The sequence below is a fragment of the Dysgonomonas termitidis genome (genome assembly GCF_042654545.1).
GTDB lineage: Bacteria > Bacteroidota > Bacteroidia > Bacteroidales > Dysgonomonadaceae > Dysgonomonas > Dysgonomonas termitidis.
Genome location: NZ_JBHSGN010000005.1, coordinates 1 through 18395, shown reverse-complemented (window position 1 = coordinate 18395; position 18395 = coordinate 1). Strand labels below are relative to the sequence as shown.

The following is an 18395-nucleotide window of genomic DNA, read 5'->3' as shown; positions in this document are numbered from 1 at the left end:
CGATAAACGTTTTCTTTGTGCTTTTTATAAGCTGTTATTTAGTACCGGGATAACGATGGCCGGATTCAGTTTCAGCCGGATATTCCGGGTACAGGATACAAATGTAAAATCACAAACAAGCGGATCATAAAAAACAAACATTGCTGGTTATGAAAAACGGTGTAATGATGCAATACTTCGAGTGGAATCTTCCAAATGACGGAAATTTATGGAAACAATTGAAAAAAGACGCCGTACATCTGCATAAAACAGGCATAACTGCGGTATGGATACCTCCGGCATACAAGGCAGACGAGCAACAGGATGAAGGATATGCGACATATGACCTGTTCGACCTCGGAGAGTTTGACCAGAACAGTACCGTGAGAACAAAATACGGTACAAAAGATGAATTGGCCGAGATGATCGATGAATTACATAAAAATAAAATATCGGTGTATCTCGATGCCGTCATGAATCATAAGGCGGAAGGAGACTATACTGAAAAATTCAGGGTAAAAGAAGTCGACCCCAAAGAGAGGAATAAGGATATAAGCGACGAAATAGAGATTCAGGCATGGACAGGTTATTTGTTTAAAGCGCGGGGGAATAAATATTCCGACTTTAAATGGCACTGGTACCATTTTTCGGGCGTAGGCTTCGACGACGCGCAGAAAAAAAGCGGTATTTTCCGTGTACTCGGGGAAAACAAGTACTGGAGCGAAGGAGTAGATGATGAAAACGGAAACTATGATTTTTTACTATGCAACGATTTAGACCTCGACCATCCGGAAGTAATAAGAGAACTGGACCGCTGGGGAGTATGGGTTTCCAGAGAGTTGAATCTGGACGGCATGCGGCTCGATGCAGTGAAGCATATGGAAGCTAAATTTGTTAAACAATTCCTTGAAACTGTAAGGGCTGATAGAGGAAAAGAATTTTATTCGGTAGCCGAATACTGGAACGGAGATCTGCAAACCCTGGAGAAATATCTCGCTGCTGTGGAAAATACAACAGACCTGTTCGATGTCCCCCTGCATTACAATATGTATAAAGCATCTAAGTTGGGTAAAGATTATGATTTACAAAAAATACTGGACGATACTCTTGTCTTGCATTACCCCGACTATGCAGTCACATTTGTAGACAATCACGATTCACAACTGGGCAGCTCCCTGGAATCGGAAATAGAAGACTGGTTCAAACCCTCGGCTTACGCCCTTATCCTGTTGATGGAGAAAGGTTATCCCTGCATTTTTTACGGTGACTATTATGGCGTAAAGGGAAAAAAGCCTCTTCACCAACCCATTATAAGCCTGTTGCTGGATGCCCGGAGAAAATATGCTTACGGAGTGCAAAAAGATTATTTCGATCACCCTTCCACGGTAGGATTTGTGCGTATGGGAGATAAAGGTCATCCCGCGTCGGGGCTGGCATTTCTGATGTCGAACGGTACAGACGGGAATAAGGTAATGAATGTCGGCGCAAACCGTAAAGGTGAAGTGTGGTACGACCTGACAGGAAACGTACAGAAAAAAATTACGATAGATGATAAGGGTAACGGTAATTTCCTTGTCGAAGGCGGGGCATTATCCGTTTGGGTAAAATCGTAACGATATGTAAAAGAGCATACGGAAAAGGCGGTTCAATTTAGCCGGATCGCCTCTGTTTATTTAGTCCTTTAAACTCTTATATGTCATTTCCCTTACCAGTTCTCCGTTATAGAACTGCTTTACCGGATACCCGTCCGAGTTATATTCATATGTAACTTCGATTATATCGGTGCCGTATCTGGGGTCTTCAGTAGTAAATTCATGCGGATTATTTTTTCCGATGAAATCTCCGCACCATCTCATACTATTTACGTGCCATGTCCAAAACCACGCAGGAATACTTTCTATATTGAGAAAAGCCGATTTGTCATTGTTAAATTTAAAGACCGTAATTTTACTACCCTCGTTTGTCGCGGCATGTTGCGTATATGTAACCAGATTATTGTTTTCGTCGTATATGAATTCTTCCCAGGGCTTACCGTCTTCAAATACGGTCTTGGTAAGGCGGCCTCTGTCGTCGATATGAATCCGGAGATGATCGGTCACCTTTTTCTCTTTTACCTGTTTTCCTGTACTTATCACATCTTCTGCAATATAGCCGTCGTTGTAAGTGTATTTGGAATTTGTAACCAACTCTCCCCTGTCCTGATTCATAATGCACTCCGACAACAGGTTGCTGATTTTATCATATTTGAAGGTAAATTCCCGAAAGGTAACAACACCCTTTTCCACAAAGTAGGTAAGCTGATTTTTGTTATTATACCTGAGATCTATTATCTCTTTAGTGTTTACCGAATTGATCCGGACGAGCTGCTTCGTTTGAGCGTATAAAGCAAAACCGGCTGATAGTATGCCGATAAGGGATGTAAGTATAAATCTCTTCATAGATAGGTGCCTGGTCTTTTGTATAATTACCTATTTAACGAATAGGACGTTCTTTTATTATATGCCTTAGACGCCGCAAGTATAATTAAAATATTTGGAATAACCGGCAGTGAAACTGATAAATCAGGCAAATGCCTGAATATCTTTTGCTACCGTTTATATATCCGGCAAAAAAAAGTATCCTCTGCCTGTACCGGGCAGAGGATACTTTTCATATCCTTTTTTTCCACCACCACACTCCCGACCAACCGATAATCAGCAGTAGTAATATCCGCCCGCACCATACCTGAAACGATTGGAACGAGCTCATACGGTTTATTTCCTTCTCCACTTCTACCGGATAAGGCACGCGGATGGTATCGTTCACAAAGACGGAATCGCGCAGCAGACGGTCCCGGTACAGATATTTGTACTTTTCCAGCCAGACAGTATCCCCTTTCATTTTCATGAAGACCGAATCATACAGATGAACAGAATCGCGCAACAGGCGGTCTCTGTACTCTGTCCGCACCGATTCGACCGGGATATATAGTGTACGCGTCCTGCATGCGGAAAGGACAAAGACCGGTATCAGGATAAACAGCGCTTTTGCTTTTGCCTTCGGATAATCTTTCATCTGAATTCTTTCTTTACATCGAAGCAAGGGCAGGCCTTTGCCGCAAATTCGTTATGTCCATGTACTTTTGCCAAGGGGAAGCGTACTTTGAGGTCGTCCACCAATCCGGCTAACGCCACAGCCTGCGCTTCGGTGCGGGTATCTTTGGGATTACCTTTTGCATCCAGTCCCCCGATATAGCATACACCTATCGATGTGGCATTGTGCCCGAGACAATGCGCTCCTATCAACGACTCATCACGTCCGTTGTGTACAGTGCCGTCGAGGTATATTACATGATGATAACCTATTTTGGCAAAGCCTCTGTCCCGGTGCCACCGGTCTATATCTTCCACGGTGAAATGCTGCCCTTCCTTTGTGGCTGAGCAGTGGAGGATTATCTTATCTATCTTTCTCATTTTCTTCTGTTTCTGAGTTTTTCAGTTGTTTTTTTACAATTTCGGTTATACCTTTTATCAGGTCGTCTTTATTTTCGAATACTGCTGTAAGCTCTTCCAGGCTTTTTCCTATTTTTTTCTTATCTTTCTCATGAGCCTTTTCCAATATCGACTTAGCCTCGATAAATATCAGGAATCCGGCCGCGATAAGCGTAATATAAGGTTCGTCATAAAAGAACATTCCTATGCAATCGAACATGAAAGCAAACAGCATCAAAGCATAATACAAAACAGCTTTGGTAACCGTCCGCCTCAGTCCGTATGAAGTGCGTTGTTCGCCCCGCTCCCTAGCCTTGCGCCATCCGCTGATAAGGTCGAGGCTGATGGCGATAGCTACCAGCAACCACATAATGGATATGATAGCCAGTTTGAGCCGCAGGGTGACAAAATCTCCGGTCAGTAATGATTCTATTATCAATAACATGGGGAAATTAATTAAGAATTAGTATTTAAGAATTAGGAATAAGTTGCCAGCCATTTATATATAGCTGGCAACTATGAGAGAGTTATAGGAACATTGCAATGTTCCGGCCGGCGGGTTCGGTTGAGACGAGGATGGCTGATACCTTCCTTACACTTTGTACATCAACCTTTAAGCTGCTGATATTGATACTATTAATATCATTAATATTCATATTATCAGCATCCGCCCTGCCGATATTGACACTACTAATCCTGTTATCAGTAACATCGATACCTTCGGGTGGTAAACCATTATCTAAATCTGCCATAATTTTTTTTTAGTTACGAGTTACAAGTTAGAAGTTACGAGTTACTTTTTCTTGTAACTTGTAACTGCCCGAAGGGCGCAGTAACTTGTAACTATTTACCTACATCGGATTTACTGTTGTTATCGGTAGCCGTATCTGCATATATGCACCGCTTATGTATATATCATCAGGCGATAATACGCCGGATGCACCCGATATATTATTATAATACTCGGGATGTCCCGATGATATATACTTACCATCCTTTCCTCTTGCCATCTCGAATGAAAGAATATGGTTATCTTTCATCAGGCAACGCGGGTCTTCGGGTAATACATCACACCACTCAGGTTTTTGTTCATTTTGCCAGAAGGTTTTGTCCGTTGTTTCCGTATTAAAATCGAAATCCTGTTTCCAGCAGCGGCGCAGATGGATATTTCCCGATCTTGTGAATGTCAATACACCCGGTTTTACCGTAAAAGAATCTCCTGCCTTGTAGTTTACCCCGCTGTATGTTACATAGTCAGTTGTATTTTTCTGGTCATTGTCATGCTCTGCCAGATACCAATAATCCACCTGTAAATTGCCGGATACAATATTTCCATCCGGTATTTTATTTACGATACGCATCTGTACCGACTGGTAGCTCAGTATGTCGTTTATCTTATACACTACCGGGTTTCCGGAGGCAACAGTAAAGGTTGTCACGCCAGCCACACCTTTAAAAATATTATTCCTGCTACTTAGCACGGATGAATAAGTGCTTCCGCCATAGGTAACGGATGCCGTATTTTCATCAGAAGAACGCAACATATACATCTCGCCCGGTTCTATACTGCCACTTAACACTTCCTGCCCGGAATCACATAGCAGGTCCGGGATACTGTCTATCAATACCCCGTACTGGTAAGGCAGGTCATTGGGAATATCTATTTTCGTCAGCTTTTTTTTACCGCCCAGCCATACTATTTTCGAATCGAGATACATATTTTTCCGCTGTGTTATATCCACGGTTTTATCAATAGACAAAGAATCATCCGCTATATCCAAACCGTCGCTATGCGGGTTCCCCGGAGCAAAGCTGGCAGGCACATTATTACTTGCTGTAATTGGTATCCTGGTACCACGTGATGTGGAATAGCCAAATGAAATAAAGCGTAGTATTTCGAACTGGTTAACCTCTGAACCTGCCCACGTAATACCCTCGAATACCTGATTTTTGGTGAACAGCCAACGGCCTAAAGTCAATGTTATGCCATAGTCTGTAATATCAGCGGGAACTGACAGCCCGGCAGCCGTGCAACGCGCGACGAATGCGTTCCGAAGTTCTTCGGCGGTTGTACCGGTCAGCGGGATATAGTCGGTTTCCGAGCCTATACGGAAATTGCAGTTGTCGAACGCATAGTAATTGTTTTTGTAGCTGTCGAGCGATGCCTGATTGACTACAAGGTTGCATTTTTCCCATGTATGCAGATTACCGGCTATTGAGCCTATGGTGGTACTGATGCCGACAAAGGAATTGTTGCCATTGATATTGCCTGATGACGGGTTTACTCTAAAAATACAACGGTCATAATTGTTTATTATGCCTACACCAGGATTCGTTGTTCCGGGCATTGACAGCATCTCGCATTGATAATATCTGTTATTATAAGTTCCCTGGCCATTATAACCCAGCCTGTACGTTATTACATTTTTTACAGTGACATCTTTAAGCCAGACGCCTTCGAATGTACCGCCCGATGTCTGATGCCCTTCGTATAAAATAGCATCTATTATGCTTTTTTTCATACCATTACCAATGATCCGGCATCTGTTTGAATTTATCGATGTTCCTGTAGTACCGACGCTTAATTTGTGAAAGCCTCCCCCCAATATGATTGATAAATCAGTAGTATAAGCAATAGTTCCGGTAGATAGTGAAGGGTTTTGCCGCGTGGCAGCCGTACCCGTACCCGCATATGCGTAGAATTTAGTAGGGAATATCCGTTCTACATCTACACCCTGATAGTCTGTATATCTGTCTTTAAATGTATATCTCATATATCATAAATTTGTTTAACGGGTGAAAATAATATTCTGTCTAATTCGGTCAGGTAAGCCCTGTAATCGTCAAACTCAGCATATCCTGGGTTGTTAGGGTCTTCCAGTTCCCGAAACATTGTTTTAAATGCCTTGGGTTGTTCTGCAAAGAACACCATGTCGTCGATCAACATTGTAATATCATCTTTCTTGACTTCGTATATCATGGCAATATTGCTTTAGCATAAATGAATAAATAAGCTGTCGGGTCTGTCGTTTGCGTTTCAATTATAAACTTTACCTTCGAGCGTTTTTCTATTTTTTTGTCCAATTGTATACTATTCAGGTTAGTAAATATTTCATCATCAATAGTAAGAGACTTCACATTCAGTACATCCACTTTATAAATAGTCATCTCTTCGCCTATAAATATTTCCATTTCCTTTGTTTCCATTGTCAGGGAAATACGCCGTTCGAGCTGTAGCCTCTCCAGCGTATCGAACTTGCATTTGCCCGACTTCATCACTCCGTTTTCTTCTATCGAACCGAATATATAGAAACCTTTAGGGTTTTCTATTGTATCCAGTGCCGAAAGCTCTATAGGTTCTAATTTTCTTGTTTCATTAGCCATTTTATTTTGATTAATTGTTTATATCTCTATTTTGATTTATTCCGTCAGTATTGCATCCTTCTTATCTTCGGTCATCACTATCTGCCGTTCTTCAGTACCCAGTACAGGTATCGTATTGAAACGGGACGCATCGATTTCGAAAAGCGGGTAAACCGAATTCTTGCTTATTGATATCTGATATCCTGATGTTTCGCCCAGTTGTCCCGTTATCTGTGAGAATGAAAGAGAAGCCCCGCCATCGCTGCCAAAGCTATACATCAGCCCTTGCGATGTACGGAAAGCAACCAGATACTTATTTGTGGATGCCAGTAACAGATCCGAAGATTTCTCCCCCTTGATCGTATGCACAAATGTTGTCAGTCCCTGCTTATATATGCCATTCTCCTGAGTCTCCGTGAAGGTACTTTCGTTCACAGCTCCCATTTCAACAAAAGGTACATCTGATTTTATCCGCTCCACATAACATTTACTGAACAATCCTTCATCAGTAAACTGATACGCCCCAAAATCACGTATATCGAGCAGATAGATCCCTGTAATGCCTCCGGGATTATAGTCGCAGGTATGTTTTATATTCTGTAATAATCTGCAAGTCATTGTTTTTAGCCTTTAGCCACTAGCTGATAGCCAGTAGCAGTTAATAAATAAAAGTAAAGCCGCCAGCGAAAACCTTGAAGGCTGTAGGCTAACGGCTATAAGCTAAAAGCTGACTTTACGGTGTTACCACAGTCTTGTCCGCAATTGCAGAGATCACGCTTTCATCTTTCAGCAGGCGGCCCATCTCTATTTCCGTTCCGGCCATGGTTACGGTCCAGCCGTAAGCATCGGCATCGGCGGCACCTGATGCATAGTTGAATGCTGTGGCACTCAGCCCGTTGCTGCGTCCGAGCATCACCGCACGGTTCGATTTATCGACAATTACCGCAGTAAACTTACCCAGGCTCAATGCTTTTTCCTGATTCAACAACTCGTAATCGTAGTTGCTGATGGTAAAATTGACCGTGTGGGTACGGTATTTCCCTCCGTTACCATTTACGGCCAGTTCGTCGGAGAATGAAGCTGTATTATCCGTGAAATCAATCTTATACGCTTTGGCACTATCGGCAAGCGTAACAGTATCGATTCCTCCATCGGCCCCGAAAGTATAATCGTTATCCGCATCGTAATTGAAAAGATATATGGCTTTTACTCCCGCTACCGAATAATGGCAGTTGTCTTTTGTTATGTTTGAAGTTAATTTACATCCTGACATAATATATTTTTTTAATGAGTTAATGAATTAATGTTTTAATATGCCAATGTGCCGATATTTTAAGCTAATAGCTGTTAGCTAATGGCCAATAGCTTTTTTTGATTGACACATCGGCATATTATTTAATTGACACATTGGTTAGTTATTCGGACTATAAAACACCACTTCGTCTTCGAACGGAATAGCGAATCCAAGACGCAGGCGTCCGTCTATGAAAATGATATTATCCTGCGGGGCGGCCTTTTGTCCAAGACGGATTTCTTCAAGGTCGCGCACAAGGTCTGTCCCGACAAGGAAGTTGCGGGCATCAGCCGCTACCATATCATTGTCACCGAGTCCTTTTACCGGAACAAGCTCCACTCCCATATAGCGAACCACGTCACCCTCTACCGTAAAGTTGGGGCTGACTACCACATTACTTCCGTAGATGCCGCCTAGCGCCATCTTCACTTTCAGAAATGTAGGGTAAGAAACATAAATATTCAATGTACCTTCCTGTAAGCCGGCAGCTACAACATTTTCCGGAATGTTTGTAAATACCTTTTCTATTTCGTCCAATACATTTACTTTGGTAAGAGCTACACCTGTTATTTTAACGGCTTCCAGGCTGTCTGTTAAGACTTTGACTACTCCATCGAAATCGTTAGCATCCACAGAGCTGTCTCCCTTAAAGATTTTAGTTTCTATCTCACTGCTCAATTCGGAAGCAAGGATAGCCATTGTGGCGTCTTCGAGCGTATCGGGCAATTCCTGATTCTTCGCTCCGGGACTGAGCATCCATACGGTGCGCTTGCGCTCAAGATCATCGAGGCATTGCTCCAGATTGATTTTATACGTTTTTACTTTCAACTCCTTGTCACTCAACTTCGACATCTGCTGCGGATTCCATGAACAGTCACGGGCATCTGCCTGCAAAATGCTGCCGTTGATGTCAATCAGGTTGATTAGAGTCGATTCTTTCACTCCTACAACGGGAGTTATTTTACCTTTCTCGATAAGTTTCCCGCCAAAGATTGCTTTTGTAAACCAGTCCATATTGGTAGACGGCTGATAATTCAGTGATGAGATGTCATACATGTTTGCCATATTTCTAAATTTAGTTAGTTATTATACTTTTATTTAATTGTATTCATCCGGATAATTACTATCCGAAGTGTGCAATATACCAATTATCAAACAGTTGCATTCAATTGGCACATCGGCATATTACTTCTTTCTGTTTATTGTCTGATTCAATGCAGCTGCCATACGTTCGGCCGTAGTCATTTCGCCTGCATTTTTAGTTGTGCGCGACAGTTGAACGGCAGGATGTGCCGATGGTGTTTTCCTGCGCATCTCTTCTACCTGTCCTTTTGTGGATTCGAGCATCGACTGTGCGTCTTCCAATGTTTTAGTGAGTTGGTCGATCGTCTGTTGCATTTCGGCAATCTTGACTTTCAGGGCTTCTGCTGTTTTGGGTTCAAAACCAGCCAGCTTATGCCGGGACTTACTGCGCTTGAATGTTTGCGGAGCTTTCGTTTCTTCAGGTTTGGTTTTGTCTTCCGAGGCTTCACGCGTTTCTGTGAATTGTCCCTGCTCATCGATTACCAGCAAATTGCCGTTTGCAAGCTGATGCTCACCGGCCGGCATTTGTTCTCCGTCGAGCGTAGCAAACCCGTCTTCGTCCACATAGGCTTCCTTGCCGTCGGCCAGTACAAAGACTACATAAGGCGTACCGCTGGCCGTCATATCTGCCTTTTCTACGGCTTCGATGTCGAGCAACATGCGTGCAATGCGACCGAGCAATGTTTGTTTCGGTTTCTTTTTGTTCATGTTTACATTCATTTGATTTTTAATTTTGGAAATATCCGGTTGTTGATTGAAGAAACCTTCTAATTAATAACATATATAAAATTAATAATCAATATATTATATTTTACATATAAAATTTATATGTCAACAAAATAGCATTTAAAGCAAAATATGCAAAGTCATTACTGAACTATCATTATACCTTTTCAATTATTGACAAGGCCATATAAAACACCGTCTTTATTCGCTTTTCCAAATTCCGAAATCGATTTTAAAGGCGTTTTCAGCCATTTTTTAGGACGAATATGAATCAACCCACGGAGATTGTAAAAAAAAGATACTATAAGCCATAAAATAGGCAAAAAAAGCCATCAGCAAAGAAATGATCCATCCGCTATAAAAATATTCTTCTTAAAATAATCAAAAAAAAATTCCCCACCCGTTCTTCCCCCCATGGGGGATAGAGGGGGATATATATCTACATCTTTATATATAATAATGTGTAGTCGCAATAACGTTTTCAATTACCATTTCATTAACCGTAATAATAACCTTATTAATGTATGAAAAGGTAGATATATAATTATTATAACTTCATAAAAACAATATTTTGACAATATAATATCATATATTATCAAAATCGCAAAAAAATAAAATGCAGTTTTCAAATAAGAAAGCCCCGCCTAAAAAGGCGAGGCCACTTAAATTAGTAGAATATTTTTATATCATTTTCCCCTCATACGGATAAAAATCGCCCTTTGCATATTTTTCAAATCCTTTTGACGATACAGTTCGTTCTCGTCTTGCACACCTGAAAGCCTTGTTATTTGCTATAAATTTGTCCATAATATTAAACCTGTTGTTTTTGACAAAAGTGAACTTATATGTCTTGGTACTATCGATAGCTTCCGATTTACTATAGATATCTTTATACATATTTTCTAAGCGGAAAGGATTATTATCCTGATTGGTAAAAAAACGTTGAATACCTGAATCCGGATAATATTCTGCCAAAGATTCAACATATGGAACCGGGAATAAACCTGTTTTACCTCCGGCAGGATTATCTAATATTTTCATACCATCATAAATAGCCAGCCTGATTTTTGAAGGCATCTTCCGTTCCAGGCTTGCATCTCCCTCTATCAGTTCCTGAAGATCAAAATATTCTCCTTCAACCGGAGGGGCAGGTGTTTGCAAGCGGGAATAATCAAGTTCGTCATAGTCATCGGTTCCCGGTACCTGTATCCAGTATGATTCCGGCGAGCTTTGCGATGCAACTAAAGCATAAGCCATAGACGCAGGTATTATATCCAGGCTGCTATCTATATCGGTAGAGCCTTCTTTCTTATACAGGGGTGCAAAAGAATTTACTTTAACCGGCTTTATGCCCGAACCGGTATCATAGGCAATGTAATCCCCGTACACATCATTCGTGTAGATTTTCATCTTCTTCTCATTGTCACTGGCATTAATTTTGCCGGCCAACTCATCCAGCGTTGCATAAGGCTCTTTTATGGCTATTCCGGTATAACGGGGGTCGATAGATGCATATTTATGATAATCATTGCTGTCGAGCGAATATTCTGTATTCGAGTTTCGGACATCCAGATTATTATCTTTGTCTTTATCTACCGTATATTCATCATATATTTCCAGATCGGTTGTATTCTGAAACTCTGTTTGCGATTTATAATTAAAGTATATCCCGACAGTTTTTTTATATGGATCACTTACGAATGTACAATCAAAAAAGCCCTGGATTTTCAGGAAAAAGTCTTTCACCGTCCAGTCCGGCAGCATTTCCGCATATTTTCTGGTCTGTATGCCGTTTACCATATAATACTTGCTGAAAACAGGATGGCCGGCAATATCGTTATTTGTGACGGAATATCCTAAAGATTCAAATATACGGTCTATAATGAAACACAAGTAAGGTTGTGGAGTAATAAGCCCGTAAGCGCCATATAAATAAAAATCAAAATTATTATGAGATACTATTGCGTACATGTTACCTACAGCCATATATGCAGATGGGCTTGGATTTAACAATATATCGTGGTCCCATGTATAATAAGGCAATACCTGATATTCACGTTCGGGATAGCCTTGCATCAGCCACTCTTTCAATTGCTCCTGACTGGTATGCTTTACTGCTTCCCCCAGATCCAGATCCCTTAACTTCCTGTCGCTGCCAATTAGGAAGTTAAGTTCCGAATTACCCGATACAAGCTGTATTTTCACCTGGCTTTCCGAATATTGCAGTATTACTTCTGTCCCGTTCAGGACTACCTCATTATCCACCACCATATAGGCCCGCCTGTTTTCCGGGATAATATCTTTTTTATTTTTCCGGTTCAGGTGCCCGTATATCTTTGCGTTGATGGGATCGAGAAGCGAAAGCGTGATATCGTAGGTATATGTCCCTTTCTTGGTGAAGAACGGATTTTCATCTATTATTGTGATCGAAAAATTATCCGGCAGCACTACCAGCCGCCCATCGATATATAAATCTACCATTTTTTCTTGTATTTTAGCCATTCCGCAATTTTGCGGTTTGGATTAATTTCTATTCATTGGCACATCGGCACATTAAATAATCGGCATATTGAGTTATACATTTTTCATCATTTTCTTATCCAGCTTTTCAGCCTCCTCTATTCCCCCTTCACCTTTGTAAGTAACTATTCCGGTAAAAGGAACATTCAGTCGTTCCTCCAGTCGTTCCATTACAGTTACAAACCGGTCGTATGATTCGTCGTACCTATTATCACGTACAACTGTTTGAACGGCTGACGGCTTCCCGTTATATCCGCCGGAATAATAACCCGTCGGAATATTCAGCGCCTTGGCCAGATCTGCCTTCGATATCGACGACACAGTATTGTGTTTCTGAGCTTCGTTAAACAGATCGAATAATGGCCTGTAAAGCGATGTCGTGGTATGATTGGCGATAAACTCTTCCCCATGCACAGGCGACCCATCAGGAAGGAAGCCACGGATCTGGCGCGGATCGTTACCGCCGGTATATCCTTCATTGATATAATACCCGCCCTTGTAATAGCCTTCTTTGGCTGCGTCCCTTTGCTCTTTAGCTACATCGATCTGCGATTTACCGTAGGCAATGGCAGCTCCCGCGGCAGCCACACCAAGGGCCGGCCCTATTACCGGTATCCCTGCCATCGCTTTATAAGCTTCCATCGCGGCCAGTGCAGTAGTAGAGATAGTTTGAGCTACAGTAACGGCAAACTGTTTATCCGCATATTTGGCCTTAATGGCATTTAGCTCTTTCTGTTTCTTTTCCTCCAGCTTCTTTTGTTTTTTCGAGTTGCCTTCGGCTGCCTTTATCTCCTTGTCATATTTTCTGGATATCTGACTTTCTTCTACTGATGCATAATTAGCCCAGGTGTTGGAAAGATTGCCGGTTATATCCTGCATCGCGGAATTTACCATATCCATATATGCTTCCACACGCATCATCACAGCCTCGCCAAATGTGACAGCGCCATTAAGAAGGGCATCGTCTATCTCCTTCATCTTATCAGCCAGCTGGGTACCGAGTCCCCCTAACAATGTATTGCGTCGGCTCTCGTTATCCTGTAACGTATTAATCTCCTGCTCCAGTGTTTGCTTGCGGATATCCGCGATCTGTTCCTCACTTGCGCCGTTTATCCGGAGGCGTTCCTCCAGGTATTTCATCTGGATAGCTGTAATCTCTTTCTGATATTCTGCTTCCGATATCTCACCCCTGGCACGGCGTTCCATTTGTTTTATGTAGGCTTTATCTTCCTCGGTAGCTACATATTGAAAAGCGGATTCAAGGATTTTTTTAGTTTCTTCCTCATTCCATTTCAGAAGATCCTGCCCCTGTTTCAGACGATCCTGTTCCTGTTTCGCAGCATCCTTTTGTTTTTTTACTTTGTCCGCAATTTGTTTATCAAGGGCCTTAGCTTCGATTTCCGCTATTTTCTTTTCAATATCGATCCGTATCGACGGGTCTGTCGTCTCTTTCAGAAGAGCCTGTAATCTATCCTTTCTCAGCTTGTCATACGCATCCTGCTGGATAAGCAGGGCTTTGTTGTATTCAGCTTCATCATCCAGGGAGCCATTAAGATAATTTTCCTTAATCCGCGTAAGCTCTTTATAATTATCTTCCTCCAGTTTCTTCAGGGCATCCTGTACTTTTTTCTGTTCTTTGGATGCATTATCTTTATTTTTTTTATTATCGTCCGGAAGTTTGAATTTTTTGTTTGTATCGCCAGGTGTAGTTTTATCTTCTTTCAATATCTCTTTGTAAGCGTCATTCAAGGCTTCCATGCTGACTTTTGCTATATCCGCTTTCGTGGTTATACTTTCCAGGTCTTTTTCCAGATCACTTTCTTCTGTAGCCATTCCCAAATTATATAAAGGAATAAAACGTTCTACACCTTTATTTTTTTCTATTGTTTCATCCAGTTTTTTCTGGGCCGCCTCTTGTTGTTCAGTGAATAATGATATATTTTTTTCTATTTCCTGCCGTTCTTTATCATAGGCCCGTTTTAATACTGTTTCAGCGCCGGCCCGCTCATTTCCATCCAGAGAATTCAAATCTTTATAATTGATACTTTGACGCAGTTTAAGATAGGATTTGTCAGTTTCTCTGTTTTTCTCGATATCAAGAAAAGATTTATACGCAGGCCTATCCTGTAATTTATTCATCTTGTCAATGATATTCGTAAAGCCTTCGACTATATTGCCAAGCCAGTCAACTACAGTTTTCATAGGTCCGGAACTATTCGAAAAAGATAGCATCAGCGTCTCCCATTTAGATTGAAGGCTTAAAACAGACCCGTCCAGGTTATCCATCTGGTCTTTCGCCAGCTTATCGAGCTGATCCCCTACACCTATCAGTGAGTCTCTGAGCGGTTTTATCTTTTCGGCTCCCTGCAGGAATGTTTGGAAAGCGGCGACACTACGTTTATCTGTCAGTTCCAACGCGGACGCCAGGTCTATGCCTTTTGCTTTAAGATCCTGAAATCCTTTCACCAGGTCATCAAGGTTTTTTACCGGATGGCCAAGCGCTTTAGCCAGTTTCCCATTCGAATCTGCCAGATTCAGGAATATATTCCGCAGCGATGTAGCCGCGGAAGATGCGTCGAATCCGCTGTCGGATAGTTTACCCAGCAAAGCCAGAGTGTCCTCTATCGTAAAATTGAAGGCCTTAGCCACAGGCGCCACGATAGGCATCGCCGTAGACAGGTATTCGAAGCTAAGGGCCGATTTATTAGCTGCTACTGTCATGGCCGATACATATCTCTCCGTTTCTGTTGTTTCGGCGCCAAATGCCCTTAACGATGCCCCGGCCAGCGCCGCAGCGTCTCCAAGTTCAGCGCCCAGTGCCGTAGCGAAGTCAAGGACATATTTCTGCGAATCCTTTATTTCTTGCTTACTAAAGCCCAATTTTGCAAGCTCGGTCTGTAGTTCCGTTACCTGAGAAGCCGTGTATTTAGAATTCTTTCCTAATTCGATAGCGCTGGAAGAAAGGTCTTTAATTTCATTTTTATTTACGCCTAATATTCCGGCCAACACTACATTTGCTTTCTCAAAGCTACGTATCTTATTGACGGTATCTCCCAGGGAACGGCTAAGGAACTGTACGCCCTTGGTAAGCATATTCCCGGCAAAGACTTGTAATGCTCCGGCAAAAGACTTTTTGCTTTTCTTCCCGAAGTCATCCGCGGCTTTATCCATATTGCCATATTCCTTAACTATCTCTTTCTGATAATCCTTATGTTCCTGAAGGATATTCTCCAGTTGGGCAATTTTTTTCGTATGGGCGATATATTGATCGGAACCCTTAATCATCAGGGCTTGCTGATTCGTCAGCTCGCGCATTTTCTCTTTAATCCCTTTAACCGAGTTTTCCACAGCGACGCCGTCGATGTAGATCCGCGCATTGTATGTACCTGTCCTGTTCGCCATTATTTTTTCTTTTTAGTTTTCACTTTTATATACTTCGCATAGGTATGGAGGCCTTTATCCATCTGGTCCAGTATGACATCCATCGCCCGCTGTCCCCAGAAATCACCGGCATACTCGGCCAGCCAGCCCATACCGCTCCGTATCGTCACGTCGAACCAGTCCACAGGTATCCTGTTGGCGCCCGATTGGTCTTTGTATATATGCCGCATTTTTTTTATCTCCCTGCCGGTATAACCTTTCCCCTTCAGCGCTCCAATCTCATCTCCCGCATATTTCCTGCCCAGCTTTACTGAATTCCCTTCACGTACATAACCCCTGCCGACGCCCAGATGGACGAAAAGGCCCTGGAAGGCAAACCGGAAAGTTATGCTGCTGGTGATCCCGTGTTCTTTTTTCGTATGCAGTGAGATGGACTTTTCCAATTCAGGATATTTGTTATATTTCCTTTTTTCGGCATGCGCCAGCATTGTCCGGGCATTACTCTTCAATCCCCCCCGTATATTCATGCCCCAGCCTTTCACCGAAGTATTGAAAGACTCTGCCTGTTGTGCGGTGACTATCCGTTCTTCCATATCTTTTTTCCGCAAATATGCCCCTATACTGCCTGAAGAAAAAGGACACAAAAACGCCCGGATCATCACAACCCAGGCATTTCAAAGAAGAATAAAATAATAATAAATCGAAAAAGTGTACTTTAATGTGATAATGTGTCGGTATACTAATATTTATTCGTTGCCTCGCGTGCTTCTTTCGATGCTTTACGAAGTTTTGACATAAATACACTATCGGCCTTATAAAATTGCTTTTCAAAACGGTTTATAGGAATCGTTTCTCTTTCATTTTTGGGCTGAACGTGTGCCTGATCAGGTTCCAGTATGATCAGGTAGTTTTCTTTCTTTGTTATACATCCGAATAATAAGAAAGACAATAATATTATAAATGCATTTTTCATACCAAATTTGCTATTCCGTTAGTTATTATATAATGCCCGTTACAAGGCCTGTTTAAAATTGACGGAGTGACTGTAGCCTTCCCGTCTTTTACACTTAAATTCCACCCATTGTTATTTTCTCTCGATACCTCTCCGTTATCATCAATGCTTTGAAGTGGTATACATACGAACCCGCCGCAACCACACAGGCAATTATGGGCCATCTTAAAAGAGTCCTTCGATACATAAAGCGTATCATTTTCTACTTCATTCGCTACAAAATCGTCGAAATCCGTAATAAATTTGATTGTTACCGGTACTTTCTTTAGTGTTTTCATAATTATTTCAGATACCCCTCTACCATTTTTATTACCTTCTTTAACTCACTCGCATAGTTCGTAGCTGTGGCATATCCGGCAGCTGCTATTTCTTCCGCAAAACGGTACGGATCTTCTTTTACATCCAATGCATTCCGGTAACGGTTGTAAGTATAGAAGAAAGCGGCATGATCCGTAAAACTTCCTTCCGGTGTGTCATACTTGCGGAACCAGTCTTTTACGACATAGTCATATTTCCCGTCAGGTCGTTTCTTAACGGATATCACTTGCGGAAACTTCACATCCGGATTCTTCAGCACTTCGGTTGTACGTAACAGCTGCTCGTTTCCGTTAATACCATCGGTATCTTTAATTCCGAAAAACATATTGCCGGGTGATGATTTTCCCCATCCTGTCTCGATGGCAGCCTGAGCGATGATAAATAATGCGCTGATCCCTGTCTTTTGCTGTGTCTGAAAGGCGAAAGGATAATATTTTGTTGTAAATTCCCTTGGTGTCATTCTGTTAGCTCCTTTTTTTTTATTTTTTCGTTTTTCTCTTTTCCTTAAATTCCTTATACAGATCGCATATATAGCTATTTCCCCCATCATCCGTATATTCCTTATACTTCTCATCTATATATTCTTCGCTTCGCAAAGCCGGGTTTGTCAGCAACAGCTTCAGTTCTATACGCTTGTTGATAAGCATCTGCTTTTTCCTGTATTCCTCACTGTCGCCTATAAACTTATCTACCGACTTCTGGAAAGTCCTATCGAGCTCTATATGCTCTTTCAGCTTATCCGTTAGCTTGCTGAACTCCTGCATGGACACTTCGCCCTGCTGCCGGATCACCTCCACATACTTCTGGTGAATAACCTCTGCCGCGCTTACATCGTCAACCAGGGCCTTGCTTTGCTCACTCAGCGCATTGGCATTTGCCTTTCTCCTGTTGGCCCGGTAATGGATAAACCAGCCTCCGCCCAGCACGATAGTAGCGATAGGCATCAGCACATCCGTAATCAAATCCTTTATTTCCATCTATTTAATATTTATTATTATATTTGCATTATTGAAATGTGTTATTAAATTTGAACGATTGTTTTTAGGGCTAGGCCTGTCGCGAGACAGGCTTTTTCTATCACACCTCTGCAATTTGAGCAGGAGATCCGTTAATAAACATTATCGAATCCAGTATTCCGGCATTCGGGTCTATAGAAGTTATAACGTCACCTGGAGTGAAAGTCAATACCTTGGTTGTTGCATTCCAATCTACATAGTATTCTTTATCTGTGTCCGCGTAAAGAAAGTTA

At 41.9% G+C, this 18395-nt stretch carries 20 protein-coding genes; 1 reads left to right on the top strand and 19 read right to left on the bottom strand.

Annotated elements, in window-relative coordinates; translation table 11 throughout:
- Positions 1-149 precede the first annotated feature (149 nt).
- Positions 150-1592 (top strand): alpha-amylase, encoded by a 1443-nt coding sequence (locus ACFO6W_RS00810; RefSeq protein ID WP_379993405.1) that lies wholly within the window; start codon positions 150-152, stop codon positions 1590-1592.
- A 60-nt stretch (positions 1593-1652) separates the two neighbouring features.
- Here the strand turns inward: ACFO6W_RS00810 and ACFO6W_RS00805 are convergent, their stop codons facing one another.
- The 19 genes from ACFO6W_RS00805 to ACFO6W_RS00715 all read right to left on the bottom strand — a co-directional run bounded on the left by ACFO6W_RS00805 (position 1653) and on the right by ACFO6W_RS00715 (position 18123).
- Entirely contained in the window at positions 1653-2417 is a 765-nt protein-coding gene (locus ACFO6W_RS00805) for a hypothetical protein (protein WP_379993404.1), read from the bottom strand.
- Positions 2418-2628: 211 nt separating this feature from the next.
- Positions 2629-3033: a hypothetical protein gene (locus ACFO6W_RS00800; protein WP_379993403.1), complete on the bottom strand. Its 405-nt coding sequence runs from the start codon at positions 3031-3033 to the stop codon at positions 2629-2631.
- Positions 3030-3431 carry an N-acetylmuramoyl-L-alanine amidase gene (locus tag ACFO6W_RS00795; RefSeq protein WP_379993402.1) on the bottom strand — a complete coding sequence of 134 codons (402 nt, stop codon included), beginning with the start codon at positions 3429-3431 and terminating at the stop codon, positions 3030-3032. The genes ACFO6W_RS00800 and ACFO6W_RS00795 overlap by 4 nt, the downstream gene beginning before the upstream one ends.
- Entirely contained in the window at positions 3415-3894 is a 480-nt protein-coding gene (locus tag ACFO6W_RS00790; RefSeq protein ID WP_379993401.1) for a phage holin family protein, read from the bottom strand. The genes ACFO6W_RS00795 and ACFO6W_RS00790 overlap by 17 nt, the downstream gene beginning before the upstream one ends.
- Before the next feature lie 82 nt (positions 3895-3976).
- The gene (locus ACFO6W_RS00785) at positions 3977-4201 is read right to left on the bottom strand and encodes a hypothetical protein (RefSeq protein WP_379993400.1); all 225 of its coding nucleotides are present in this window, start codon (positions 4199-4201) and stop codon (positions 3977-3979) included.
- Positions 4202-4300: 99 nt separating this feature from the next.
- Positions 4301-6223 (bottom strand): hypothetical protein, encoded by a 1923-nt coding sequence (locus tag ACFO6W_RS00780; protein WP_379993399.1) that lies wholly within the window; start codon positions 6221-6223, stop codon positions 4301-4303.
- A complete protein-coding gene (locus tag ACFO6W_RS00775) occupies positions 6220-6429 on the bottom strand; it encodes a hypothetical protein (protein WP_379993398.1) in 210 nt (69 codons plus the stop codon). The genes ACFO6W_RS00780 and ACFO6W_RS00775 overlap by 4 nt, the downstream gene beginning before the upstream one ends.
- Positions 6426-6833 carry a hypothetical protein gene (locus ACFO6W_RS00770; protein ID WP_379993397.1) on the bottom strand — a complete coding sequence of 136 codons (408 nt, stop codon included), beginning with the start codon at positions 6831-6833 and terminating at the stop codon, positions 6426-6428. The genes ACFO6W_RS00775 and ACFO6W_RS00770 overlap by 4 nt, the downstream gene beginning before the upstream one ends.
- Positions 6834-6869: 36 nt before the next feature.
- Complete coding sequence (locus ACFO6W_RS00765) at positions 6870-7430, bottom strand: hypothetical protein (protein WP_379993396.1); 561 nt, start codon at positions 7428-7430, stop codon at positions 6870-6872.
- Between the two features lie 115 nt (positions 7431-7545).
- A complete protein-coding gene (locus ACFO6W_RS00760; RefSeq protein WP_379993395.1) occupies positions 7546-8085 on the bottom strand; it encodes a hypothetical protein in 540 nt (179 codons plus the stop codon).
- Positions 8086-8223: 138 nt separating this feature from the next.
- Positions 8224-9171, bottom strand: a complete 948-nt coding sequence (locus tag ACFO6W_RS00755) for a hypothetical protein (RefSeq protein ID WP_379993394.1) — start codon at positions 9169-9171, stop codon at positions 8224-8226.
- Between the two features lie 120 nt (positions 9172-9291).
- Entirely contained in the window at positions 9292-9897 is a 606-nt protein-coding gene (locus ACFO6W_RS00750; protein WP_379993393.1) for a hypothetical protein, read from the bottom strand.
- Positions 9898-10596: 699 nt separating this feature from the next.
- Positions 10597-12417 (bottom strand): hypothetical protein, encoded by a 1821-nt coding sequence (locus ACFO6W_RS00745; protein ID WP_379993392.1) that lies wholly within the window; start codon positions 12415-12417, stop codon positions 10597-10599.
- 72 nt (positions 12418-12489) lie between these two features.
- Positions 12490-15837, bottom strand: a complete 3348-nt coding sequence (locus ACFO6W_RS00740; protein ID WP_379993391.1) for a phage tail tape measure protein — start codon at positions 15835-15837, stop codon at positions 12490-12492.
- Positions 15837-16409: a hypothetical protein gene (locus ACFO6W_RS00735; protein ID WP_379993390.1), complete on the bottom strand. Its 573-nt coding sequence runs from the start codon at positions 16407-16409 to the stop codon at positions 15837-15839. Before ACFO6W_RS00735 ends, ACFO6W_RS00740 begins: the two co-directional genes overlap by 1 nt.
- A 146-nt stretch (positions 16410-16555) precedes the next feature.
- Positions 16556-16789, bottom strand: a complete 234-nt coding sequence (locus tag ACFO6W_RS00730; protein WP_379993389.1) for a hypothetical protein — start codon at positions 16787-16789, stop codon at positions 16556-16558.
- A complete protein-coding gene (locus ACFO6W_RS00725; RefSeq protein WP_379993388.1) occupies positions 16786-17106 on the bottom strand; it encodes a ubiquitination-like system serine protease family protein in 321 nt (106 codons plus the stop codon). The genes ACFO6W_RS00730 and ACFO6W_RS00725 overlap by 4 nt, the downstream gene beginning before the upstream one ends.
- Before the next feature lie 2 nt (positions 17107-17108).
- A complete protein-coding gene (locus ACFO6W_RS00720; protein ID WP_379993387.1) occupies positions 17109-17606 on the bottom strand; it encodes a glycoside hydrolase family 73 protein in 498 nt (165 codons plus the stop codon).
- Positions 17607-17625: 19 nt separating this feature from the next.
- Entirely contained in the window at positions 17626-18123 is a 498-nt protein-coding gene (locus tag ACFO6W_RS00715) for a hypothetical protein (RefSeq protein WP_379993334.1), read from the bottom strand.
- Positions 18124-18395: the final 272 nt, after the last annotated feature.